The organism is Microbacterium sp. SLBN-146, assembly GCF_006715145.1.
In the GTDB taxonomy this organism is placed as follows: Bacteria; Actinomycetota; Actinomycetes; order Actinomycetales; family Microbacteriaceae; genus Microbacterium.
Genome location: NZ_VFMR01000001.1, coordinates 3,148,760 through 3,170,731 on the forward strand (window position 1 = coordinate 3,148,760; position 21,972 = coordinate 3,170,731).

Below are 21,972 nucleotides of genomic sequence, written 5' to 3' on the forward strand. Positions count from 1 at the left end.
GGGACCCGAGTCGGCTCGACGACCTGAGTCAGCTCGACTTCTCGAGCTCCTCGGCGACGAGGAAGGCGAGCTCGAGCGACTGCATGTGGTTCAGCCGCGGGTCGCACAGCGACTCGTAGCGTGTCGCGAGAGTCGCCTCGTCGATGTGCTCCGACCCGCCCAGGCACTCCGTGACGTCGTCTCCCGTGAGCTCGACGTGGATGCCGCCGGGGAACGTTCCGACGGACCGGTGAGCATCGAAGAAGCCGCGCACTTCGTCCACGACGTCGTCGAACCGACGAGTCTTGTATCCCGTGGGGGTCGTGATGCCGTTCCCGTGCATGGGGTCGGTGACCCACAGCGGGGTCGCGCCGGAGTCTTTGACCGCTTGCAGGAGAGGCGGAAGGGCGTCGCGGATCTTTCCCGCCCCCATCCGCGTGATGAAGGTGAGTCGGCCGGGCTCGCGCTCCGGGTCGAGCTTGTCGATGAGCTCCAGGACCGTCTCGGGGGAGGTCGTCGGGCCCAGCTTGACCCCGATGGGGTTGCGGATCTTGGAGAAGTAGTCGACGTGCGCGCCATCGAGCTCGCGCGTGCGCTCACCGATCCACAGGAAGTGGGCCGAGGTGTTGTACGGGGTTCCCGTCCGCGAGTCGATGCGGGTCATCGGGCGCTCGTAGTCCATGAGGAGACCCTCGTGGCCCGTGTAGAACTCGACGCGACGCAGCTCGTCGAAGTCGGCGCCCGCGGCCTCCATGAACTTGATCGCGCGATCGATCTCGTTCGCAAGTCGTTCGTACTGCTGGTTGGCGGGGTTCTGCGCGAAGCCCTTGTTCCAGGAGTGCACTTCGCGGAGATCGGCGAAGCCGCCCTGCGTGAAGGCGCGAATGAGATTGATGGTCGACGCTGCCGTGTGGTAGCCCTTGAGCAGCCGCTGCGGGTCGGCCTGGCGTGAGGCCTCGGTGAAGTCGTAGCCGTTCACGATGTCGCCGCGGTAGGCGGGGAGCGTGACGTCGCCGCGCGTCTCGTTGTCGCTCGAACGCGGTTTCGCGAACTGGCCGGCCATGCGCCCCATCTTCACGACGGGCATCGACGCGCCGTAGGTGAGGACGACGGCCATCTGCAGCACCGTCTTGATGCGGTTGCGGATCTGCTCGGCGGTCGCGCCGGCGAACGTCTCGGCGCAGTCGCCGCCCTGGAGGAGGAAGGCGCGGCCCGAGGCGGCACGCGCGAGGCGGTCGCGCAGGTTGTCGACCTCGCCGGCGAACACGAGGGGCGGCAGCGACGCGATCTCGGCGGACACCGCCGCAACGGCGTCGGCGTCGGGCCACGAAGGCTGCTGCTTGATGGGCAGAGTCCGCCAGTGATCGAGCGCGCCGAGGTGCTGAAGCATCCGATCAGTCTATCGCCGGACGACACCCCTCACGGCCGTCGTGACAGGCGTTCACGACCTCGTCTTCAACCGGTCCTTCACGGTGGACGCGTAGACGTCTTCGTACTCCTGCTCCCCCAGCCGCTGAAGGGCGACCATGATCTCGTCGGTGACGGAGCGAAGAATGTACCGGTCGCTCTCCATCCCGGTGAAGCGCGAGAAGTCCAGGGGCTCTCCGATGACGACACCGACGCGCGCGACGCGCGGGATCCGTGTGCCGATCGGCATCATCGTGTCGGTGTCCACCATGACGACAGGGACGACGGGCACGTGTGCTTCCAGCGCCATCCGGGCGATGCCCGTCCGTCCGCGATAGAGCTTTCCGTCAGGGCTTCGCGTGCCTTCGGGATAGATGCCCAGGAGATCCCCGCGCCCGAGAACCTGAAGTCCCGTATTGAGAGAGGCTTCGGACGCCTTACCACCCGACCGGTCGATGGGAAGCTGCCCCGTCGCCTTGAAGAACACGCGGGTCGCCCACCCCTTGAGCCCTTTGCCCGTGAAGTAGTCGCTCTTCGCGAGGAACGACACGGGCCGGTCGATCATCAGCGGGAGGAAGATCGAGTCGACGAACGAGAGGTGGTTGCTCGCGAGGATCGCCGCGCCGGTCGGGGGGACGTTGCGGCGCCCCACGATCCAGGGACGGAAGATCGCCTTGACGACAGGCCCGATGACGACGTACTTCATGAGCCAGTAGAACATCGGCTACTCCCCGGTCGCGGCGAGGTCCGCGACGCCGATGAGTCCGGCGTCGTTGCCGAGCTCCGCGATCGCGAACGATGCCGTCGGGCGTTCTCCGTATCCCGGGAGCGATGTCTCGTACGCCAGCCGGACGGGCGCCAGCAGATCGTCGCCCAGTTGAGCGACGCCTCCGCCGATGACGAACAGCTCGGGGTCCAGCACGGCCTGGAATCCGCCGCACGCTTCGCCGAGCGCCGTGGCGACGCGACGCAGCGCTTCGACGGCACCGGGGTCGCCAGCCAGGACGAGACGCGAGATGGCAGGACCCTTGATCGTCCCCTTCTCGCTTCGCAGCTTCACGAGCTCGGCGCCGATCCCGTGCGGCTCCGCGTCGGCGATCTCGTTGGCCTCGCGCTGGAGTGCGCGACCGGACGCATACTGTTCGAGGCATCCGTTCTGACCGCAGCCGCACAGGCGTCCGTCACGCGTGAAGCGCACGTGTCCGAGCTCGGCTGCGATGCCGTGTCCACCGCGGTACAGCGCGCCGTCGAGGACGACCGCGCCACCCACCCCCGTGCCCATCGTGAGCATGAGCATGTTGTCGACATCCCGCCCTGCACCGAAGCGGAACTCGGCCCATCCGGCCGCATTGGCGTCGTTCTCGATCGTGACGGGAAGAGGGATGCCAGCCTCGAGCGTCGCTTTGAGCGGCTCGTTGCGCCACGCGATGTTCGGCGCATGGATGACGGTCGCACGATCTTTGTCGATGAACCCCGCCGCGGCGACTCCCACAGCTGTCACGTCGTGCGCGCCGATGAAGTGCACCGCCATGTCGATGACGGCCCTCGCGAGCTCTGACGTGTCCGTCGGTGTGTCGACGCGGACCTTGTCGACGATACGGCCGGCGTCATCGACGACGCCTCCCGCGATCTTCGTCCCGCCGATGTCGATCCCGACTCTGAGCACCGTTGTCCCTCTCCGACCGGCGCGGGCGCGACGGCGACAAAAGTCTAGCCGTCGGGCTCCCCCGCTCGTGGCAGCGAGACTCCGGTTCAACTACACTGAGATTCAGTGTCATCGAGATCTTCCCGTCGTGGCGAACCCCGCCGCGATAGACTCGGAGCCACTCGACACACCGCTGTAGAACCACACCGGTACCGAAGGAGTTGCCGTGGTCCAATTCGAAGTACCCGCGATCGTTCCCGCCGATCCGCAGGCAAACATCACCGACCTCCTCGTCGAGAGGGTGAAGAAGACGCCCAACCTGGCGCTCTTCGCCGTTCCTGACGGCGCCGGTTGGAGGGACATCACCGCCGCAGAGTTCCACGCGCAGGTGATCGCCCTCGCAAAGGGTCTCGTCGCAGGGGGCATCGAGCCCGGCGACAAGGTCGGCTTCATCGCGCGGACGACGTACGACTGGACGCTCGTCGACATGGCGATCTTCTTCGCCGGTGCCGTCATGGTCCCCATCTACGAGACGAGCTCTCCCGCGCAGATCCTGTGGAACCTGACCGATTCGGGCGCTGTGGCCTGCATCATCGAGTCCACCGATCACAGCGCTCGACTCGATGAGGTTCGGGCCGAACTCCCCCTCATCCGGTCTGTCTGGGCAATGCACACAGGAGATCTCGACAAGCTCGCCGAGCAGGGCAAGAACGTTTCCGACGAGGAGATCGAGCGTCGCCGGAACCTCGCGGTCGGGGCAGACATCGCGACGCTCATCTACACGTCGGGGTCGACAGGTCGCCCGAAGGGCTGCGTTCTGACCCACAGCAACTTCGTCGAGCTCGTGCGAAACTCCGCGAAGTCGCTCGAAGAAGTCGTCTCGACCCCCGGAGCATCGACGCTCCTCTTCATCACGACAGCCCACATCTTCGCGCGGTTCATCTCGATCCTCGACATCCACGCGGGAGTGAAGACCGGTCATCAGCCGGACACGAAGCAGCTTCTCCCGGCTCTCGGCTCGTTCAAGCCGACGTTCCTCCTCGCAGTCCCCCGGGTCTTCGAGAAGGTCTACAACTCGGCGGAGCAGAAGGCCGAAGCAGGGGGTAAGGGAAAGATCTTCCGCGCTGCCGCCCACACGGCTGTCGAGCACTCGCGTCTGCTCGAAGAAGGCAAGAAGGTCCCGCTCGGCATGCGGATCAAGTTCGCACTGTTCGATCGACTGGTCTACAGCAAGCTGCGGGAGGCGATGGGCGGGCGCGTCGTCTACGCCGTGTCCGGCTCGGCACCGCTCGGCCCCCGCCTCGGCCACTTCTTCCACAGCCTCGGCGTCGTCATCCTCGAGGGCTACGGCCTGACGGAGACGACCGCACCCGCGACGGTCAACCTCGCGAAGAAGTCCAAGATCGGTACCGTCGGCCCCGTGCTCCCGGGTGTCGGTATCCGTCTGGGTGAGGACGGCGAAGTGCAGGTGCGGGGCGTCAACGTCTTCAAGGAGTACTGGCGCAATCCCGAGGCCACCGCCGACGCTTTCGACGGCGACTGGTTCAAGACGGGCGATCTGGGCTCGTTCGACGACGAAGGCTTCCTCAAGATCACGGGCCGCAAGAAGGAGATCATCGTGACGGCCGGTGGCAAGAACGTCGCTCCGGCGGCGCTCGAAGACCCGATCCGCGCCAACCCGATCATCGGTCAGGTCGTCGTCGTGGGTGATCAGAAGCCCTTCATCGCGGCCCTCGTGACGCTCGACTCCGAGATGCTGCCGACGTGGCTCGGGAACAACGGACTGCCCGCCGACCTCTCGCTGACAGACGCGGCGAAGAACCCGGCCGTCCGCGCAGAGGTGCAGCGCGCGATCGATGAAGCGAACAAGCACGTCTCCAGAGCGGAGTCGATCCGCAAGTTCACGATTCTTGCGAACGAGTGGACGGAAGCGAGCGGACACCTGACGCCCAAGATGAGCATCAAGCGCAACGTCATCACCGAGGACTTCGCCGACGAGATCGCAGAGATCTACGCGGTGCCCGTCACGACGACGAACGTCTCGCTCGGCTGACACGGTTCGACACGAAGAGGGCCCGGATACCCGGGCCCTCTTCGCATGTCAGAACCAGTCCGACTCGCGGATCTCCCGCATCGCGATCCGACGAGTCTCGGGCGGAAGTCGATCGAGGAAGAGGGAGCCGTCGAGGTGGTCCGTCTCGTGCTGCAGCGCTTGAGCGAGAAGCCCCTCGCCTTCGAGCACGACCTCGTTGCCGTCGAGGTCGATTCCGACGACCTTCGCCCAGGGGTGCCGGAGGGCCTCGTGCCAGAGTCCCGGAACGGACAGGCAGCCTTCAGCGACCGGCTGCGGTTCACCCGAGACCTCGACGAGCACGGGATTGATGACGTAGCCGATGTCACCGTCGATGTTGTAGCTGAAGGCACGCATGCCCACACCGATCTGGCAGGCAGCGACCCCGGCACGTCCAGGCAACGCCACTGTGTCCAGGAGGTCTTGCACGAGGGCGCGGACACCGTCGTCGATGTGGTCGATCGGCGCGCTGGGACTGCGCAGAACGGGGTCGCCGAAGACACGGATGGGACGTACCGCCACCTCAGGCCGCCGACACGAGCGATCGAAGGCCTTCGACGACGGCGGCGGCGAGTTCTCGCGCCGCCTGGCGCGTGTCGGGATGCAACTCACGGAAGGCGATCGCACTGCCCGCCGCGATGTGCTGGTCGTAGGGCATACGGACGACGGCACGCACCCGCGACGCGAAGTGCGCCTCGAGCTCGTTGAGCCGCACGAGAGGCGTTCCCGGCCGCGCACTGTTGAGGACGACCACGGCATTGCGCACCTGTGCCGAGTACCCGTTCGTCTCGAGCCACGTCAGTGTCTCCGATGCCAGGCGCGCTTCGTCGACGCTGAGCCCCGCCACGATCACGATCGCATCAGCCAGTTCTAGGGTGGCCCCCATGACCGAGTGGACGATTCCGGTCCCCGTGTCCGTCAAGACGATGGAGTAGTAGTGGGCCGCGAGCGATGCGACGTCGTGGTAGTCACGGTCGCTGAAGGCTTCGGAGACACGTGGGTCGCTGTCCGACGCGAGGACATCGAGTCGCGTTTCGTCGCGTGCGACGACGGCGGAGAGGTCGTTGTATCCCACGACGTCGGCCCGCGTCCTCGCGAGGTCGCGCACCGTCTTGCCGCTCTGACGCGAGAGCCGCTCGGCGAGCGTCCCCCGATCGGGGTTCGCGTCGACGGCGATGACGCGATCGTCGCGCGCGTCAGCGAGCGCCATGCCGAGAAGAGTCGTGATCGTCGTCTTTCCGACTCCACCCTTGCGGGAGAGGACCGGGACGAACCGTGCGCCACCCGCGAGCGGAGCCGCGATGCGCCGATCGAGCGCCTTGCGCGCGCGCGCTCGCTTTCCGTCGCCGAGGTTGATGCGCCGCCCCGAGATCGAGTAGACGAAGTGCTGCCAGGGACCTTCGGGCTCGGGCCGCACGATGTGGTGCGGATCGAGAAGCCGGTCGGCCGTCAAGAGGTCCGCGCTTTCGCGATCCGGCTCGAACTCTCCGATGCGCTTGGAGGTGAGCGTGACCTCGGAACGCGTCTGCACTCGTTCGATCGAGTGCGTGTCGGGACGCTCGGGCTGATCAGGATGCTGCGCCTGTCGACGCGTCGTCGGGATGCTGCCTGTTCGCGTCTCGGCGTGATCCACGCCGGCGGCATCCGGGGCGTGCTTCGAGTCGTCGCCGACAGGTTCTGCCTCGTCCACGTTCACGTCGAAGACCTCCTCGTCGTCGTCCTCAGCGGTGTCGTTCGGCGCGTCCGAGTCGTCGGCGACCTCGATGATCTCGGCTTCGACGGTGTGCGGGTCGGGCGACTCGGCGAGGTCGGGCGACTCGGCGAGGTCGGCCGCCTCATGCTCCACTCGCTCGTATCCGTCCTCACCGTTGTCGTGCCCGACGTGCTCCGGCTCGGGGGGCGTCGGCTCGGCGTCGATCGTGTAGACCTCGAAGGGCACTTCGTCGCCGACGACGTCATCGTCGATGTCGTCGTCTTCGGAAGCAGGCGCGAACGAAAGACTGACCTGCTCGGTCGACCCGTCGAGGATCCCCAAACCGGTCGTGTCGATGCTCTCCGTGTGGGAGAGAACGGCGTTGACTGCGTCCTCGTCAGGGGATTTTTCGGCTCGATCGGGCGTCACTGCGGGTACTCCAAAGCGGGTGTGTGGTGCGGGTGCCGCCTTCCAGGCTAATGCGCGGGACGGATCACGACCAAAAGATCTCCTGCGTCGACCTGCGCCGTACCCGGAATCACGAGCCTTTCGACGACTCCGTCGACGGGTGCGGTGATCGCCGCTTCCATCTTCATCGCCTCGATCGAGGCAACGGGATGACCCGCCTTCACCGTGTCGCCGATCTCGGTCTTGAGGGTCACCACACCGGAGAACGGCGCCGCGACCTGACCGGGTTTGGAGGTGTCGGCCTTCTCCGCCTGCCGGGTCTCGACCTTGATACTGCGGTCGCGCACGTAGACGGGACGCAACTGTCCGTTGAGGATCGCCATAACGGTGCGAATGCCCTTCGCGTCCGCCTCGCCGATCGCCTCGAGGCCGACGTAGAGCTGTACACCAGGATCGATCTCGGCGACATGCTCCTCACCGGGCTTGAGCCCGTAGAGGTAGTCGGGGGTGCCGAGAGTCGAGAGGTCGCCATAGGTTTCGCGCATCCGCTCGAATTCCTTTGCGGGCCCGGGGAAGAGAAGGCGGTTGAGCGTGCGTCGCCGCATGGCCGCATCGCCCGCGAGTCCCTCCTTCTCGGGTTCCGTCAGCGCCGGGATCTCGATCGACACCTGCTTGCCGGCGAGTACCTTCGAGCGGAAGGGCTCGGGCCACCCGCCGGGGAGGTCTCCCAGCTCGCCGGCCATGAATCCCACGACGGAGTCGGGGATGTCATAGTTCTGCGGGTTCTCGGCGAAGTCGGCCGGGTCCGCTTTCGCCGCCACGAGTGCGAGGGCGAGATCGCCCACGACCTTGGACGAGGGCGTGACCTTGGGGATGCGTCCGAGGATCCTGTCCGCGGCGGCGTACATGTCCTCGATGAGCTCGAAGTCGTCCGCGAGCCCGAGCGCCATGGCCTGCTGGCGGAGGTTCGAGAGCTGACCGCCGGGGATCTCGTGGTGGTAGACGCGCCCCGTGGGGCCCGGAAGGCCCGACTCGAAGGGGCGGTACAGGTGGCGCACCGCCTCCCAGTACGGCTCGAGGTCGCTGACCGCCTGCAGGTCGATGCCCGTGTCGCGCTCGGTGTGCGCGAGGGCGGCCACCAGGGCAGACAGGGACGGCTGGCTCGTCGTTCCCGACAGCGGAGCCGCGGCGGCATCCACGGCATCGACTCCCGCGGCACTCGCCGCCAGGAGCGTCGCCAGCTGGCCACCCGCCGTGTCGTGCGTGTGGAGGTGCACGGGAAGGTCGAAGCGCTCCCGCAGCGCCGTCACGAGCTTCGCCGCGGCGGCGGGCCGGAGGAGGCCTGCCATGTCCTTGATCGCGAGCACATGTGCGCCCGATTCGACGATCTGCTCGGCGAGACGGAGGTAGTAGTCGAGCGTGTAGAGCTTCTCCGCCGGATCCAGCAGGTCGGCGGTGTAGCAGAGCGCGACCTCCGCAAGCGCAGTGCCCGTCTCGAGCACGGCCGACACGGCGGGCCGCATCTGCGCGACGTCGTTGAGGGCATCGAAGATCCGGAAGACGTCGACGCCCGTGGAGGCGGCCTCGCGGACGAACGCGTCGGTGACCTCGACCGGCCGGGGCGTGTAGCCCACCGTGTTGCGCCCGCGCAGAAGCATCTGGATCGGAATATTGGGGATCGCTTCGCGGAGCGCAGCGAGACGCTCCCACGGGTCCTCGGCGAGGAACCTGAGCGCGACGTCGTAGGTCGCACCACCCCACGCCTCGATCGAGAGGAGCTCGGGAGTCATGCGTGCGACGTGGGGTCCGACACGCGCGAGGTCTCTCGTGCGGACGCGGGTCGCGAGCAAGGACTGATGAGCGTCACGGAACGTCGTCTCGGTGACGGCGAGCGGCACCTGCGCCCGCAGCGCGCGCGCGAAGCCTTCGGGTCCGAGATCGCGCAGCCGCTGGAGGGTTCCGGCAGGCGGCGGCGACGCCAGATCGATCTCCGGGAGCTTGCTTCCCGGGGACACCGACAGGGGCTTCTCGCCGTACGGGCGGTTCACGGTGACATCGGCCAGCCAGTTGAGGAGCTTCGTCGCGCGGTCTCGCGACGGGTGGCTCGTCAAGAGCTGGGGGCGTTCCTCGATGAACGCCGTGCTGAGATCGCCGTTCACGAAGGCAGGGTCGTCGAGGACGGCGCGCAGGAACGGGATGTTCGTCGCGACTCCTCGGATGCGGAACTCCGCCAGTGCCCGCTTGGCACGAGCAACGGCCGAGGGGAAATCGCGCGCCCGACAGGTGAGCTTGGCGAGCATCGAGTCGAAGTGCGGGCTGATCTGCGATCCGGCAGCGGTCGTTCCGCCGTCGAGCCGGATCCCCGCGCCGCCCGGCGAGCGATACGTCGTGATGCGTCCCGTATCGGGTCGGAATCCCTGCGACGGGTCTTCCGTCGTGATGCGGCACTGGAGCGCTGCGCCGCGAAGGACGATGTTCTCCTGCTCGAGGCCGAGATCGTGCAGCGTCTCCCCCGCGGCGATCCGGATCTGCGACTGCACGAGGTCGACGTCGGTGACCTCTTCGGTCACCGTGTGCTCGACCTGGATGCGCGGGTTCATCTCGATGAAGACATGCTGGCCCGCGCGCTCACCCGCCGTGTCGACGAGGAACTCCACCGTTCCGGCGTTGGCGTATCCGATGGACTCCGCGAACGCGACGGCGTCGCGGTGGATCCGCTTCCTCAGCTCCTCGTCGAGGTTGGGTGCGGGCGCGATCTCGATGACCTTCTGGTGGCGACGCTGCACCGAGCAGTCCCGCTCGAAGAGATGGACGGTGTGCCCCGTGGCATCCGCCAGGATCTGCACCTCGATGTGGCGCGGACGCACGACCGCCTGCTCGAGGAAGACACGGGCGTCGCCGAACGCGGCGCCCGCCTCCCGCATCGCCTCCGCGATCGCGGGGGGAAGCTCGTGCTCCGTCTCGACACGCCGCATTCCGCGTCCGCCGCCTCCCGCGACGGCCTTGACGAAGATCGGGAAACCGATGTCCGCAGCCTGCGCCACGAGGACATCGACATCTTCGGACGCTTCGGTGGAGCGCAGGACGGGAACGCCGGCCGCGATGGCGTGCTGCTTGGCCGTGACCTTGTTGCCCGCCATCTCCAGCGCCGATGCCGGCGGTCCGATGAACGTGATGCCGTTCTCCGCCGCGCGAGCGGCCAGCTCCGGGTTCTCGGAGAGGAACCCGTACCCCGGATAGATCGCGTCTGCTCCGGATTCTCGCGCCACACGGATGATCTCGTCGACGTCGAGGTAGGCGCGGACGGGATGTCCTCGCTCCCCGATGACATACGACTCATCGGCCTTCTGCCGGTGGATCGAACCGCGGTCTTCGTAGGGGAAGACGGCAACGGTGCGCGCACCCAGCTCGAACGCGGCGCGGAACGCACGGATGGCGATCTCACCGCGATTGGCGACCAGGATCTTTCGGAACATGAACACCTCGCAGAAGGACCCGTCGGTGGGGCCAAGTGTGCTCTCAGCCTAGGGGACGGTAACGTAGACGATTGTGCACGTACTCTCGGTCAGCTCGCTCAAGGGTGGGGTCGGCAAGACGACCGTGACGCTCGGGCTCGCGTCCGCAGCGTTCGCGCGTGGTGTTCGCACCCTCGTCGTCGACCTCGACCCGCAGTCCGACGTCTCCACGGGTATGGACATCCAGGTCGCCGGCCGACTCAACGTGGCAGATGTCCTCGCCAACCCGAAGGAGAAGGTCGTCCGTCAGGCGATCACATCCAGCGGGTGGGCGAAAGTGCATCCTGGAACGATCGACGTGATGATCGGCAGCCCGTCCGCGATCAATTTCGACGGACCGCACCCGAGCGTCCGCGACGTCTGGAAGCTCGAAGAGGCCCTCGCGACGATCGAGGCCGACTACGATCTCGTGCTCGTCGACTGCGCTCCTTCACTGAACGCCCTGACGCGGACCGCATGGGCCGCGAGCGATCGGGTCATCGTCGTCACGGAACCCGGGCTCTTCTCCGTCGCAGCCGCCGACCGCGCTCTTCGCGCGATCGAGGAGATCCGCCGCGGACTCTCCCCGCGCCTTCAGCCGCTCGGCATCGTGGTCAACCGCGTCCGCCCCCAGTCGATCGAGCATCAGTTCCGCATCAAGGAACTGCGCGACATGTTCGGCCCTCTCGTCCTCACGCCTCAACTGCCCGAGCGCACCTCGCTCCAGCAGGCTCAGGGCGCCGCCAAACCGCTCCACATCTGGCCCGGCGACTCGGCCCAGGAGCTCGCGGCAGATTTCGACGCGCTTCTCGATCGCGTCATGCGAACGGGTCGTATCCCGACCGAGAGCGCGTAGAACGCGACGACGAGCACGTCGTCGCGCGTCCGGTGCGAATCAGGCGGAGCGAGCGGCTCGGCGAGCGGCGAGCTCGTCCTGCGCCTCGGGCACCTGGGGATCGAACTCGACGAGTGTCGACTCGACCTCACGCAGGACCTTGCCGACGGCGATGCCGAAGACCCCCTGGCCGCGACTGACCAGGTCGATCACCTCGTCGTTCGAGGTGCAGAGGTAGACCGAGGCTCCGTCGCTCATGAGCGTCGTGCCGGCGAGATCACGGATGCCGGCGGCCCGCAGCTGCTCGACTGCCGTCCGGATCTGCTGAAGAGAGATCCCCGTGTCGAGAAGACGCTTGACGAGCTTCAGGACGAGGATGTCACGGAAGCCGTACAACCGCTGCGACCCTGAACCCGATGCGCCTCGGACCGTCGGCTGAACGAGTTCGGTCCGCGCCCAGTAGTCGAGCTGGCGGTAGGTGATGCCGGCGGCTCGCGCAGCGACAGCGCCGCGATATCCGACCTCGTCGTCCATCTGGGGCAAGCCGTCGGTGAACAGCAGATCCGCAGCGAACTGCGGTTCGCCCGCAGTGTCACGAGCGTTCATACGCGTTCCCTCCCGACCGTTTCCTCCACGCTAGATGAGCCATGCCTCCTCGGCAACGACATCCGCTTCGGGCGTGTCGCGGATCCCGGCTCAATGGAGGAGTCTGTCGAGCGCGGAACGGATGAAGATCGCGCGGACTTCTTCGAGCCGCTTCGCCAGTTCGGGAGCGACCTCCGCAGCGCGGCCGCGTGATGCGGCGTCCGTTCGACGCAGGAGCGGCGACAGCGCAGACTCGACGAGCGACACGTCGCGTTCTGCGCTCTGACGGAGGGCGCGCACGTGACGCGGCTCGATGCCGTGCCGATCGAGCGCGACGAGCGCACGGAGGAGAGAGACCGCCTGGTCGTCGTAGGTCTCGGCACCCGTCAGGACGCCGGTGCTGATGGCGTCGTTCAAGAGCTGCGGCGCTGCTCCTGCGGCCGCGAGCAGTTCCTCTCGGCGATAGCGCCGTGGCGCGGGCACGATGGACGGAACCGTCGCCGGCGGCGCGGGATCGCGCCCGGCATCGAGGTCCGCGAGGTAGTCGCGGATGACGCTGTGCGGCATGAAGTGGTCGCGCTGCAGCGTGAGCGCCAGACGAAGCCGATCGAGGTCATCGGGCGAGAACTTGCGATAGCCGGATTCCGTGCGCGTCGGCGTGACGATCCCCTGCACTTCGAGGAACCGCAGCTTGCTCGCGGAGAGGCCGGGGAACTCGGGCGTGAGCCTCGCGAGCACCTGACCAATGCTCAGGAGACCCGCGGACGAAGAGCGTTCGCGGGGGGAGGACGCCGGCATCAGCCGTCCGAAGCCTGCGCGAGATCGGCCGGCGAGACGAAGAAGTTGAGGCGGAACTTTCCGACGCGCACCTCTGCTCCGTTGCGGAGCGACGCCCGATCGACGCGCTCACCATCGACGTACGTGCCGTTCAGCGAGCGCTGGTCGACCAGCTCGAATGCTGTGCCCTCGCGCGTGATCTCGGCGTGACGCCGTGAAACGGTCACGTCGTCGAAGAAGATGTCGGCCTCGGGATGGCGCCCGACCGTGGTGACGTCGGCGTCGAGGAGGTAGCGGGCACCCGCTGTGGGTCCGGAGCGCACGATCAATAGAGCGGACTTCGTCGGCAGAGCATCGATCGCGTCGAGCTCCGCCTCCGACAGATCCGCACCGAAGGGCACGAAAGAAAGGTCGGAGTCATGGCCGAAAGTCTGCGTCGTGTCGGAAGAGCGATAGGAGTCGCCAGCCTCGCCTTGCGCACCGGGCGTCCGGTGGATGTCCTCCGGACCGGGTCGACGGTTGTCATCCACGGTATTCCTCCTCTTGCCCTGTCAGCCTAGCCGATGGCATCGCCTGCCCGACCGCCGATATCGCCTCGCTCGGATGTGCGGAGCGCGTGTGTCGGCATGTGTCACGCGGGGTGCCGTGGATCGCGGCTTCGACCTACGGTGGCTGAACGAACCTACTGACAGGAGACCCGTCGTGTCGAGCCCGCGCTTCCACACCCCGCCCGCCCCGGCGCGAGGACGCGCGATCTGCATGTGCGCGACGGGCGGCGTGTGCTCGTCCTTCGCGCCGGGACACGCGCTGCACCTGATCCAGGCGCGACTGGCCTCTGCGACTCCGTCGGAATGGACGGATGCCGTCGTCGAGGTCGCGGATCCCGAATCCGGTCAGCTGACCGTCCGGACGCTCGATGAGGGAATCGTCGTCGAACTCTGGAATGCGTCGGGCGCGGCAACCGAGGCCGAGGTCGGCTATCCCGTTGCCCTGCATTCCCGCTACGGCGTGCTCGCGATCGGGCCCCGCCGGTTCAACTGCGTCGTCGTCTGATCCCGATCACCCACGCGCCAGGACGGCGTCGCGCATCGCCGCACACGCGTCCATGCACGCCTGACAGGATTGCGCACACATCCGGCAGACATCGCTCTCAGCGGCGTGCTCCATGCATTCGTCCATGCACACCTGACACATCGCGATGCACGCGTCGAGCATCGCGACGAGCGCGGCCGGCGTCATGCCCTGCATACGCAGCATCGCGCGCATCATCGTGTTGCACATGTCCGCGCAGTTCATGCAGGCCGGTGCGCAGGACATCATCTGCGTCGAGCACACCGTGCACGCCTGCTCGCATGCCGCGCACGCGTCGAGGCATGCCTGCATGACCGACATGTCGAGGTCGCTCATACCGGGCATCGACATCATGTCCTCCGACATGGCGCCCATCATCATCGAATCCATCTCGCACCTCCTGATCGGTTCCACGAACGGGCGGACGAGCCCGCTCGCGGCCATGCTAGGCCCGCAGGCTTCTCCGCGTAAGGGTGCGGATAGGCTCGGAGTGTGATGTCAACCGCAGTCGGAGCGCTCCCCCGGCGCCTCCTCGTCCTGATTGCCGCGCTCCTCCTGGCCGCAGCGTCCGTCGTGTCGACGGCCGCGCCCGCCGCGGCCCACGACCGACTCCTGGGGTCGGACCCCGCGGCGGAGTCCACCGTCGAGCAGCTGCCGACGACGCTGTCGCTCACGTTCAGCGCGGCGATCGCGGCGGATGCCGGTGCATCCGAGGTCCAGGTGACGGATGCCGCGGGTGCGGCGCTCACCGATGGCGCACCCGTCGTCGATGGGCCGATCCTGAGCCAACCGCTCACACAGGTGACGACAGCCGGCCCGGTCACGGTGCTGTGGAAGGTCGTCTCGAGCGACGGACACCCGATCTCGGGCGAGTTCACCTTCACGGTGACGAGCACCCCGCCCGCCCCGACCCCGACGGACACACCGACGCCGACCGAGACGCCGAGCGTGACCTCATCGCCCGAAACGCCGACCGAGTCCGCCACGCCCGTCCCGACCGACACCGACGCGGCATCGGACTCCTCGTCGTACGTCCCCTGGATCATCGCTGCCGTCCTGGGAGCGCTCGTCGTCGCCGCGACGGCCTACCTCATCGCCTCTCGTGCGAGGCGGCGCAGGGACGGTTCGCAGCCGCCCCACCCTGAGTCCGAGGACCCCACCGACCGATAGACTTGCGGCATGCCTCACTACGACGTCGTCATCCTCGGCGCGGGCCCCGGCGGGTACGTCGCGGCCGTGCGCAGCGCTCAGCTCGGCCTGTCGGTCGCGATCATCGAAGAGAAGTACTGGGGCGGGGTGTGCCTCAATGTCGGCTGCATCCCCTCGAAGGCTCTTCTGCGCAATGCGGACCTCGCGCACGTCTTCCACGACCAGGCCGAGCTCTTCGGCATCTCGGGCGACGTGTCGTTCGACTTCGGGGCGGCGTGGGACCGCAGCCGCAAGGTGTCCGAGACGCACGTCAAGGGCATCCACTTCCTGATGAAGAAGAACAAGGTCACCGAGTACGAGGGTCGTGGCACGTTCGCTGACGCGAACACGATCGACGTCGCCAAGAGCGATGGGTCGAGCGAGCGCCTGACATTCGACAACGCGATCATCTCGACCGGTTCGCGCGTGCGCCTCCTGCCCGGCGTCGAGCTCAGCGACAACGTCGTGACCTACGAGGAGCAGATCATGACCCGGGAGCTCCCCGAGTCGATCGTCATCGTGGGCGCCGGCGCGATCGGCATGGAATTCGGATTCATCATGCGCAACTTCGGAGTGAAGGTCACGATCATCGAGTTCCTCGACCGCGCGCTTCCCAACGAGGACGCCGACGTCTCGAAGGAGATCGCGCGCCACTACAAGAAGTACGGCATCGACATCCTCACCTCGACCAAGGTCGAAACGGTCGTCGATTCGGGTGACAAGGTCACCGTCACCTACACCGGCAAGGACGGCGCGCAGGGCTCGATCGAGGCCGACAAGGTCCTCATGTCGATCGGCTTCGCCACCAACGTCGAGGGCTTCGGCCTGGAGAAGACGGGCGTGAAGCTGACCGAGCGCGGCGCGATCGACATCGACGACCACATGCGCACCAACGTGCCGCACATCTACGCGATCGGCGACGTGACCGCGAAGCTCCAGCTCGCTCACGTGGCCGAGGCGCAGGGCGTCGTCGCAGCAGAGACGATCGGCAAGGCCGAGACGCAGACTCTCGGCGATTACCGCATGATGCCGCGTGCGACATTCTGCTCGCCCCAGGTGGCATCCTTCGGCCTCACCGAACAACAGGCCCGTGACGCCGGCTACGACGTCAAGGTCGCGAAGTTCCCGTTCTCGGCGAACGGCAAGGCCAACGGTCTGGGTGAGCCCATCGGGTTCGTCAAGCTCATCGCCGACGGCGAGCACCTCGAGTTGCTCGGCGGACACCTCATCGGACCCGATGTGTCAGAGTTGCTGCCCGAACTGACGCTGGCCCAGAAGTGGGACCTGACGGCGCTCGAGGCGGCGCGCAACGTGCACACGCACCCCACCCTCTCGGAGGCCGTGCAAGAAGCCTTCCACGGCCTCGCGGGTCACATGATCAACCTCTGATCACGAGACACCGATAACGGCCCTGTCCCCCCGTGGGACAGGGCCGTTGTCTCTCTCGACAGTTCTCGCTCTCAGTGACCCAGGGTCCGCGCGAGCTTGGAGTCGGATGCCGCATCGCGCCCGCCGACGGCACGCACGGCGGAATCGACGGAAGCGAACAACAGCGCACGGGCGTCCGCATCCGTCGGTGCGGCGGGCCCGAGTTCGAACTCCCACTCCCGCCAGCGCCGCTCGATGCCGGCGCGCTCATCGGATGCCGTGACCCGGTCGTCGACGAATTCGGCGACGACTCCCCCGTCGGCGTCCCTCAAGACGTACGCCGTGCGTGTGTTGCGAATGCGAGCGATCGGCATGAGGGCGCCGGTTGCGACCGATGAGACGCGGTCGCGGACGTGATCCGGTACCTCGTCTTCCGCTTCGCCGAGCGGCCAGCCGAGTTCGACCCGAGCATCGCCCACGCGGGGACCCTTGACGTGCCAACCGGCATCCGGGCCTCCCGTGCGCCGGCGCACGGCATACCCGGAACGGGCGAGCGTGAGGGCATCCGTGTCGAAGTACCTGGCGTCGAGCTCGCGCAGTTCGGGAGCATCGACGGCTTCGATCCCGGGCACGAGCCCCCAGTCGGGCAACGGCGTCTCTTCGTCGACGTCGAAAGTCAGCTCGATCTCGACGGAGCGAACCGGGTCGGACCCGCCGACGGTGTCAGTCGTCGCGCCCATCGGGATTGGGATCGATGTCTTCGGTCGCTTCGATGTAGACGAAACGAGCCTCGGTCGGACCGTCGTCCTCACCCTCGTGGATGTCGGATCCCTCGCGGTGGTAGACGAGCTGCCCTTCGCCGTAGGGGACGATGTACGCGTCATCGATCGAGGGGTCGAGCGGAATGACCTGCCCGTCGAGCGGGCCGCCGTGGAGTCGTGCGATAGCCATGTGCCGAGCCTACTCCGCCTGGTCCCGCGTCCGATGAGCCGAGCGCCAACACCTAGAATGCATGGGTGAAACCCTTCGTCCTGCTGGCCACCCGGGCCGAGGATGTCCCCGCCGACGAAGAGTACGCGCTGTTCCTGCGCTACACGGGCTTGACACCGGATGACCTCATCCGCATCCGTCTCGAAGAGCGGGAGATGCCGGCGCTCGACCTCGACGGGCTCTCGGGGATCTTCGTCGGCGGCGGCCCCTTCAACGCCTCTGATCCCACCGAGACGAAGTCTGACGTGCAAGTGCGTGTCGAGCGCGAGTTCGCACGGCTCCTCGACGACGTCGTCGCACGCGATTTCCCCTTCCTCGGGGCCTGCTACGGCATCGGCACCCTCGGCGCGCATCTCGGCGCGCTCATCGACAGGCGCTACGGCGAGCCGATCAGCGTCGTCGATGTGTCGGTGACCGAGGCGGGCGCCGCCGATCCGCTCCTTCGAGGCCTCCCCGACGTCTTCCCGGCCTTCGTAGGTCACAAAGAGGCGATCAGCGAGCTCCCCGCGTCCGCGACACTGCTCGCGTCGTCACCGGCGTCGCCCGTGCAGATGTTCCGCGTCGGCGCCAACGTGTACGCGACCCAGTTTCACCCCGAGCTCGATCTCGACGGGATCACGACGCGGATCCACGCGTATGCCGACTACGGCTACTTCGCTGCGGGCGAGCTGCCGCTGACCCTCGATGCGGTCCGCCGCACGACGGTCTCCCACCCGAGCAGGATCCTCGAGAACTTCGTCGACCGCTACGCGCGCTGACGCTCCTTCTCGACGTCGACGCGCGCCTTCTGCAGCTCCTCGGTTGCGACGCGCACAGAGTCTTCCGCCCGCTGCAGGCGGCGGGTCGCGAACGTGGGGGCTCCGAAGCGCGCGCGCACACGGTCGCGCTCCTCGATATCCGACACGATGATGTACGAACTCGCGATCAGGATCACCTGCGTCGACAGGTTGATCCAGAGGAGGAGCGCGATGAGGGACGCGAAGGTTGCCAGCAACGGGTTGGACGACGCCCCGCCGACGAACCACGTCGAGAGCTGCTGGAGCACAGTGAGGCCGATGCCGCCGATCGCCGCACCGATCAGGAGCGTCCGTGTGGGCACGCGCAGACCCGACAGCGTACGGAAGAGTACGGCCACGACGGCCGTGTCGAGGACGAGGACGATCAGGATGCCGATCGCTCGACCGGAGAACACGGCGAGAGGGTCTTCCGCGCTCATGCCGAACCAGCCCGTGACGATGCCGATGCCCTGGTCGGCGAGGAACATCGCTGCGGCGGCCGCCGCGAGGGCCACGCCGATCCCGATCGCCAGAGCAAGGTTGCGCAGGAGCACCCATACGATGAGCACGTCGTCATGGACGCGGTCGGCGAGAATGAAGAGTGCTGTCCGGAGCGACCCGATGGCGCCGATGGCGGCTCCGACGAGTGCGACGAGCGACAGGATCCCCGCGACCGTGAGCCCTGCGGGCGCCTCGATATCGTCGAGGTCGACGAGACCACCGTCACCGACGAGGCCAGGGACTGCCGCATCCACCGCGTCGACGAGGGCCTGCCACGCTGCGGGGTTGCCCGCGAGCCACAGTGCGGCGACCGAGAACCCCAAGAGCACGCCGGCGAAGAGACTGAACAGCGTGCGGTAGGTGATGCTGTCGGCCAGCACCGGTCCGCGATGCTCGCTGTAGTGCAGGAAGGCTCGGACGGGGCGCATGGCGAGCACGCGCGCGATGATCCGCGGGACGAGACCGGGTGGGGACGAGGTCGAGGAGCCCATGTCGTCAGCGTAGCCGCGCCACGGAACGTGCCCGCGGGTGTTGACAAAGCGCGTGTCATCCGAGCCGGACGACCGATATGACGACGGCGATCCACGCGCCGCCCAGCATGAAGGGCGCGAACGGGATGCGCGAGCTGCGGTCTCCCCGACGAGTCAGCAGGACGGCGAGCGCGAACAGTCCGCCCGACAGGAAACTCGCGAGCGCGCCCAGCGCGACCGCAGACCATCCCCACCACCCGAGCATGAGACCGACGACACCCGCGAGCTTGACGTCTCCTCCCCCCATGCCGGAAGGGCTCACGAGGCGAAGTGCGAGATAGAAGCAACACAGCGCCACTGCCCCGAGGAGCGCCCCGCCGAACCGGCGCCAGTCTGCACCGACGACGCACGCCGACGCCAGAAGCGCGACGATGAGGGGAATCGAGGGAAGGATGAGGCGGTTCGGGACGCGATGCGTCCGGATGTCGATCACGGTCAAGACGCAGCTCAGCGCCGCGAACAGAACGTACACGGCGCTGAGCAAGTAGTCCGCCGCAGTCATGTCCGTCCGCTCGCGCGGACGGAGCAGACCCCCTGTGCGACGTCCTTCCCCATGACGATCATGGGAGCCCTCCCACACGCGGTCAACAGACGAGTCTCACGATCCCATAACGCACTGCCACACGATTCACTTGCGCCCCTCCCTCATCCTGAGCCACCGGCAAAACGGCGTCTCCGATGCCAAACCATAGCGATCACGGGGAAGGAATCCGGCTCGATCTCACCGCCTGTGGACAACTGTCGACGAGGGCGCTCCTCGCTCGAGCGCTCAGCGTCCGAACCCGGGGGCGAGGTCCTCGCCGTCCGCGGACCAGCCGTCGGAAGACGCACGCCGATCATCGTCGCGGCCGTCGTCGTCACGGTGCCAACGCGCGCCTTCGGGCCAGCTGGCGGCGAAGGTCGGCACGACGCGCCAGACGCGCCGCCACAGCCCGCGCTGCGTCACGAGAGGCCGCGACGACACCGGCATCCGGAGGTTCGGGTCGTACCGCACGCCGTCCGAGGCGCGGAGCCGGATGGTGAGGTCGAGGTCGTCGTGGATGCGCGGGTTCGTCCGGTCCACGCGGTCGCGGACGCGCTCCCAGACGCGACGCCGCATGGCGAAATTGGAGCCGAACACGAGGGGGATGCCGAGAACCGCGCGAATCCAGAAATGGCCGCCGCCGATGTACCAGTGCTCGCCGAGATACCGCACGACCGGCCCCGCACCGTAGAACTCGGCGCCGCCGGTGAGCACCCCGAGACTCGCGTCGGTCGCGAACGCACTCTCGAGACGCGCGATCCAGTCGGGGTGCGGGCGGGAGTCGGCATCGAGACGCGCGATGATGTCGGCGTCGGCCCGCGCCTCGTCGTATCCTCTCGCCGCCGCCGGCCAGATGCCCCGGAGCGGCTCGCAGACGACATCCGCGCCATGCCTTCGCGCGACGTCGATCGACTCGTCCGCGCTGCCATTGTCGACGACGAGGATGCGGTCGGCCGGCCGCGTCTGGCGCGCGAGCGCCGTGAGACAGTGGTCGAGCATGTCGGCGTCGTTCCAGCACGGAACGACGACCGTGATGCGGGAGTCGGCGTGCACGCCGCTCAGGATACTCGCGACCCGCCGTCGCGGGGACGCCGCGTCGGGCGCGTCACCACTGCGGGTGGATCGCCTCCCGCAGCATCCGGTCGTACACGTCGCGGACCGCCGCATCGAACCCCGACAGGTCGGTGCCCGCGTCGAGGAGCGTCCCCGCCTCCGCGTTCGACGAGGCCTGGCGGACGTTGCGCGCGCCGGGGATCACCGACGTCATCCCCGGAAGGCCCGCGATCCACGCGAGGGTGACGGCGGGGAGGGACATCCCCGCGGGCACGGCAGCGGCGAGCTCGCGAGCTGCCGCGATACCCACCTCGAAGTCGACCCCGGAGAACGTCTCGCCACGGTCGAACGCCTCACCGTGACGGTTGTACGTCCGGTGGTCGTCGGGCGAGAACTGCGTGTCGGCGGTGTACGCGCCGGAGAGGAGCCCGGAAGCGAGAGGGACGCGCGCGAAGATCGACACGCCTGCCGCCTCGGCGGCGGGGAGCACCTCGTCGAGCGGCTTGAGGCGGAACGGATTGACGATGATCTGCACGTTCGTCACCGCTGGTCGTCGGATGGCCGAGAGCGCCTGCGCGCAGGTCTCGACGGACACGCCGTAGGCGGCGATAGCGCCGTCCGCCACGAGGGTGTCGAGAGCGTCGTATGTCGCGTCGTCGTCGATGACGGCCGACGGAGGACAGTGGAGCTGCACGAGATCCAGCGTCTCGACTCCGAGGTTGGCGCGTGAGCGGTCAGTCCACCTCCGGAAGTTCTCGGGCGTGTAGTTCTCGGGCTCTTGCGGCAGGCGACGCCCCATCTTCGTCGCGACGGTGACACCGTGACCCGGACGCTCGGCGAGGAATCGTCCGATGATCGATTCGCTCCGGCCGTCTCCGTAGACGTCGGCCGTGTCGAACAGCGTCACACCGTGGTCGAGCGAGGCCGCCAGCACGGCGCGCGCGTCGTCCTCCGAGACCGCACCCCAGTCGGCCCCGAGCTGCCAGGTGCCGAGTCCGATGGCCGAAACCTCACGGCCGGTTCGTCCGAGCTGTCGCTGTCGCATGGCAGTCCCTTCGTCGCTGAGTACGCCGTCGTC

Annotated in this window: 22 protein-coding genes; 6 read left to right on the forward strand and 16 right to left on the reverse strand. The window is 67.5% G+C overall.

The annotated features are described in order from the left end of the window. Positions 1-28: 28 nt before the first annotated feature. The 3 genes from FBY39_RS14165 to FBY39_RS14175 are packed head-to-tail and all read right to left on the reverse strand — an operon-like array spanning position 29 to position 3,052. On the reverse strand, positions 29-1,369 hold the full coding sequence (locus tag FBY39_RS14165; protein ID WP_141932952.1) for a class II 3-deoxy-7-phosphoheptulonate synthase: 1,341 nt from the start codon (positions 1,367-1,369) through the stop codon (positions 29-31). A 51-nt stretch (positions 1,370-1,420) separates the two neighbouring features. After that, entirely contained in the window at positions 1,421-2,107 is a 687-nt protein-coding gene (locus tag FBY39_RS14170; protein ID WP_141932953.1) for a 1-acyl-sn-glycerol-3-phosphate acyltransferase, read from the reverse strand. Between the two features lie 3 nt (positions 2,108-2,110). Further along, entirely contained in the window at positions 2,111-3,052 is a 942-nt protein-coding gene (locus FBY39_RS14175; protein WP_141932955.1) for an ROK family protein, read from the reverse strand. Between the two features lie 205 nt (positions 3,053-3,257). Between FBY39_RS14175 and FBY39_RS14180 the strand changes: the two genes are divergently transcribed. Continuing rightward, positions 3,258-5,084, forward strand: a complete 1,827-nt coding sequence (locus FBY39_RS14180; protein ID WP_141932956.1) for a long-chain fatty acid--CoA ligase — start codon at positions 3,258-3,260, stop codon at positions 5,082-5,084. A 48-nt stretch (positions 5,085-5,132) separates the two neighbouring features. Here the strand turns inward: FBY39_RS14180 and FBY39_RS14185 are convergent, their stop codons facing one another. The 3 genes from FBY39_RS14185 to FBY39_RS14195 are packed head-to-tail and all read right to left on the reverse strand — an operon-like array spanning position 5,133 to position 10,679. Then, entirely contained in the window at positions 5,133-5,624 is a 492-nt protein-coding gene (locus FBY39_RS14185; RefSeq protein WP_141932958.1) for a peptide deformylase, read from the reverse strand. 1 nt (position 5,625) lies between these two features. Continuing rightward, the gene (locus FBY39_RS14190) at positions 5,626-7,224 is read right to left on the reverse strand and encodes an AAA family ATPase (protein WP_186336958.1); all 1,599 of its coding nucleotides are present in this window, start codon (positions 7,222-7,224) and stop codon (positions 5,626-5,628) included. A gap of 47 nt (positions 7,225-7,271) precedes the next feature. Then, positions 7,272-10,679, reverse strand: coding sequence for a pyruvate carboxylase (locus FBY39_RS14195; RefSeq protein WP_141932961.1), 3,408 nt, complete (start codon positions 10,677-10,679; stop codon positions 7,272-7,274). Positions 10,680-10,752: 73 nt separating this feature from the next. Between FBY39_RS14195 and FBY39_RS14200 the strand changes: the two genes are divergently transcribed. After that, positions 10,753-11,553, forward strand: coding sequence for a ParA family protein (locus tag FBY39_RS14200; RefSeq protein ID WP_141932962.1), 801 nt, complete (start codon positions 10,753-10,755; stop codon positions 11,551-11,553). Positions 11,554-11,592: 39 nt separating this feature from the next. Here FBY39_RS14200 and FBY39_RS14205 read toward each other — a convergent pair whose 3' ends face one another. The 3 genes from FBY39_RS14205 to FBY39_RS14215 form a co-directional block, all read right to left on the reverse strand. Continuing rightward, positions 11,593-12,138, reverse strand: a complete 546-nt coding sequence (locus tag FBY39_RS14205) for a MerR family transcriptional regulator (RefSeq protein ID WP_141932964.1) — start codon at positions 12,136-12,138, stop codon at positions 11,593-11,595. 90 nt (positions 12,139-12,228) lie between these two features. Then, positions 12,229-12,915 carry a MerR family transcriptional regulator gene (locus tag FBY39_RS14210; RefSeq protein ID WP_141932966.1) on the reverse strand — a complete coding sequence of 229 codons (687 nt, stop codon included), beginning with the start codon at positions 12,913-12,915 and terminating at the stop codon, positions 12,229-12,231. Then, complete coding sequence (locus FBY39_RS14215) at positions 12,915-13,424, reverse strand: FHA domain-containing protein (RefSeq protein WP_141932968.1); 510 nt, start codon at positions 13,422-13,424, stop codon at positions 12,915-12,917. Before FBY39_RS14215 ends, FBY39_RS14210 begins: the two co-directional genes overlap by 1 nt. Positions 13,425-13,596: 172 nt before the next feature. On the opposite strand from FBY39_RS14215, the gene FBY39_RS14220 reads away from it, so the two are divergent. Continuing rightward, positions 13,597-13,947 (forward strand): hypothetical protein, encoded by a 351-nt coding sequence (locus FBY39_RS14220; protein ID WP_260838000.1) that lies wholly within the window; start codon positions 13,597-13,599, stop codon positions 13,945-13,947. A gap of 6 nt (positions 13,948-13,953) precedes the next feature. Here the strand turns inward: FBY39_RS14220 and FBY39_RS14225 are convergent, their stop codons facing one another. Then, positions 13,954-14,346, reverse strand: a complete 393-nt coding sequence (locus tag FBY39_RS14225; protein WP_260838001.1) for a hypothetical protein — start codon at positions 14,344-14,346, stop codon at positions 13,954-13,956. Between the two features lie 114 nt (positions 14,347-14,460). On the opposite strand from FBY39_RS14225, the gene FBY39_RS14230 reads away from it, so the two are divergent. Further along, positions 14,461-15,135, forward strand: coding sequence for a copper resistance CopC family protein (locus FBY39_RS14230; RefSeq protein ID WP_141934239.1), 675 nt, complete (start codon positions 14,461-14,463; stop codon positions 15,133-15,135). Between the two features lie 9 nt (positions 15,136-15,144). Beyond that, entirely contained in the window at positions 15,145-16,542 is a 1,398-nt protein-coding gene (lpdA, locus tag FBY39_RS14235; protein ID WP_141932972.1) for a dihydrolipoyl dehydrogenase, read from the forward strand. A 71-nt stretch (positions 16,543-16,613) separates the two neighbouring features. On the opposite strand, the gene FBY39_RS14240 is transcribed toward lpdA, so the two are convergent. Beyond that, positions 16,614-17,261, reverse strand: a complete 648-nt coding sequence (locus tag FBY39_RS14240) for a CYTH domain-containing protein (RefSeq protein ID WP_141932974.1) — start codon at positions 17,259-17,261, stop codon at positions 16,614-16,616. Further along, positions 17,245-17,472, reverse strand: coding sequence for a response regulator (locus tag FBY39_RS14245; RefSeq protein WP_141932976.1), 228 nt, complete (start codon positions 17,470-17,472; stop codon positions 17,245-17,247). Before FBY39_RS14245 ends, FBY39_RS14240 begins: the two co-directional genes overlap by 17 nt. A gap of 65 nt (positions 17,473-17,537) precedes the next feature. On the opposite strand from FBY39_RS14245, the gene FBY39_RS14250 reads away from it, so the two are divergent. Further along, positions 17,538-18,269 (forward strand): glutamine amidotransferase, encoded by a 732-nt coding sequence (locus FBY39_RS14250; protein WP_141932977.1) that lies wholly within the window; start codon positions 17,538-17,540, stop codon positions 18,267-18,269. Here FBY39_RS14250 and FBY39_RS14255 read toward each other — a convergent pair. From FBY39_RS14255 to FBY39_RS14270, 4 genes are all read right to left on the reverse strand, one after another. Then, the gene (locus FBY39_RS14255; protein ID WP_141932979.1) at positions 18,257-19,279 is read right to left on the reverse strand and encodes a YihY/virulence factor BrkB family protein; all 1,023 of its coding nucleotides are present in this window, start codon (positions 19,277-19,279) and stop codon (positions 18,257-18,259) included. The two genes, FBY39_RS14250 and FBY39_RS14255, sit on opposite strands and share 13 nt — an antisense overlap. Before the next feature lie 55 nt (positions 19,280-19,334). Next, complete coding sequence (locus FBY39_RS14260; protein WP_141932981.1) at positions 19,335-19,820, reverse strand: A24 family peptidase; 486 nt, start codon at positions 19,818-19,820, stop codon at positions 19,335-19,337. Positions 19,821-20,087: 267 nt separating this feature from the next. Further along, positions 20,088-20,894 carry a glycosyltransferase family 2 protein gene (locus tag FBY39_RS14265; RefSeq protein WP_260838002.1) on the reverse strand — a complete coding sequence of 269 codons (807 nt, stop codon included), beginning with the start codon at positions 20,892-20,894 and terminating at the stop codon, positions 20,088-20,090. A 52-nt stretch (positions 20,895-20,946) separates the two neighbouring features. Continuing rightward, entirely contained in the window at positions 20,947-21,939 is a 993-nt protein-coding gene (locus FBY39_RS14270) for an aldo/keto reductase (protein WP_141932985.1), read from the reverse strand. Positions 21,940-21,972: the final 33 nt, after the last annotated feature.

What these genes read in the sequence shown, in the direction of transcription:
- FBY39_RS14270 (WP_141932985.1), bottom strand. Translation starts at nt 21,939, where the DNA reads ATGCGACAGCGACAGCTCGGACGAACCGGCCGTGAGGTTTCGGCCATC.
- FBY39_RS14230 (WP_141934239.1), top strand. Translation starts at nt 14,461, where the DNA reads ATGTCAACCGCAGTCGGAGCGCTCCCCCGGCGCCTCCTCGTCCTGATT.
- FBY39_RS14195 (WP_141932961.1), bottom strand. Translation starts at nt 10,679, where the DNA reads ATGTTCCGAAAGATCCTGGTCGCCAATCGCGGTGAGATCGCCATCCGT.
- lpdA (WP_141932972.1), top strand. Translation starts at nt 15,145, where the DNA reads ATGCCTCACTACGACGTCGTCATCCTCGGCGCGGGCCCCGGCGGGTAC.
- FBY39_RS14165 (WP_141932952.1), bottom strand. Translation starts at nt 1,369, where the DNA reads ATGCTTCAGCACCTCGGCGCGCTCGATCACTGGCGGACTCTGCCCATC.
- FBY39_RS14170 (WP_141932953.1), bottom strand. Translation starts at nt 2,107, where the DNA reads ATGTTCTACTGGCTCATGAAGTACGTCGTCATCGGGCCTGTCGTCAAG.
- FBY39_RS14225 (WP_260838001.1), bottom strand. Translation starts at nt 14,346, where the DNA reads ATGATGATGGGCGCCATGTCGGAGGACATGATGTCGATGCCCGGTATG.
- FBY39_RS14210 (WP_141932966.1), bottom strand. Translation starts at nt 12,915, where the DNA reads ATGCCGGCGTCCTCCCCCCGCGAACGCTCTTCGTCCGCGGGTCTCCTG.
- FBY39_RS14240 (WP_141932974.1), bottom strand. Translation starts at nt 17,261, where the DNA reads ATGGGCGCGACGACTGACACCGTCGGCGGGTCCGACCCGGTTCGCTCC.
- FBY39_RS14205 (WP_141932964.1), bottom strand. Translation starts at nt 12,138, where the DNA reads ATGAACGCTCGTGACACTGCGGGCGAACCGCAGTTCGCTGCGGATCTG.
- FBY39_RS14260 (WP_141932981.1), bottom strand. Translation starts at nt 19,820, where the DNA reads ATGACTGCGGCGGACTACTTGCTCAGCGCCGTGTACGTTCTGTTCGCG.
- FBY39_RS14245 (WP_141932976.1), bottom strand. Translation starts at nt 17,472, where the DNA reads ATGGCTATCGCACGACTCCACGGCGGCCCGCTCGACGGGCAGGTCATT.
- FBY39_RS14255 (WP_141932979.1), bottom strand. Translation starts at nt 19,279, where the DNA reads ATGGGCTCCTCGACCTCGTCCCCACCCGGTCTCGTCCCGCGGATCATC.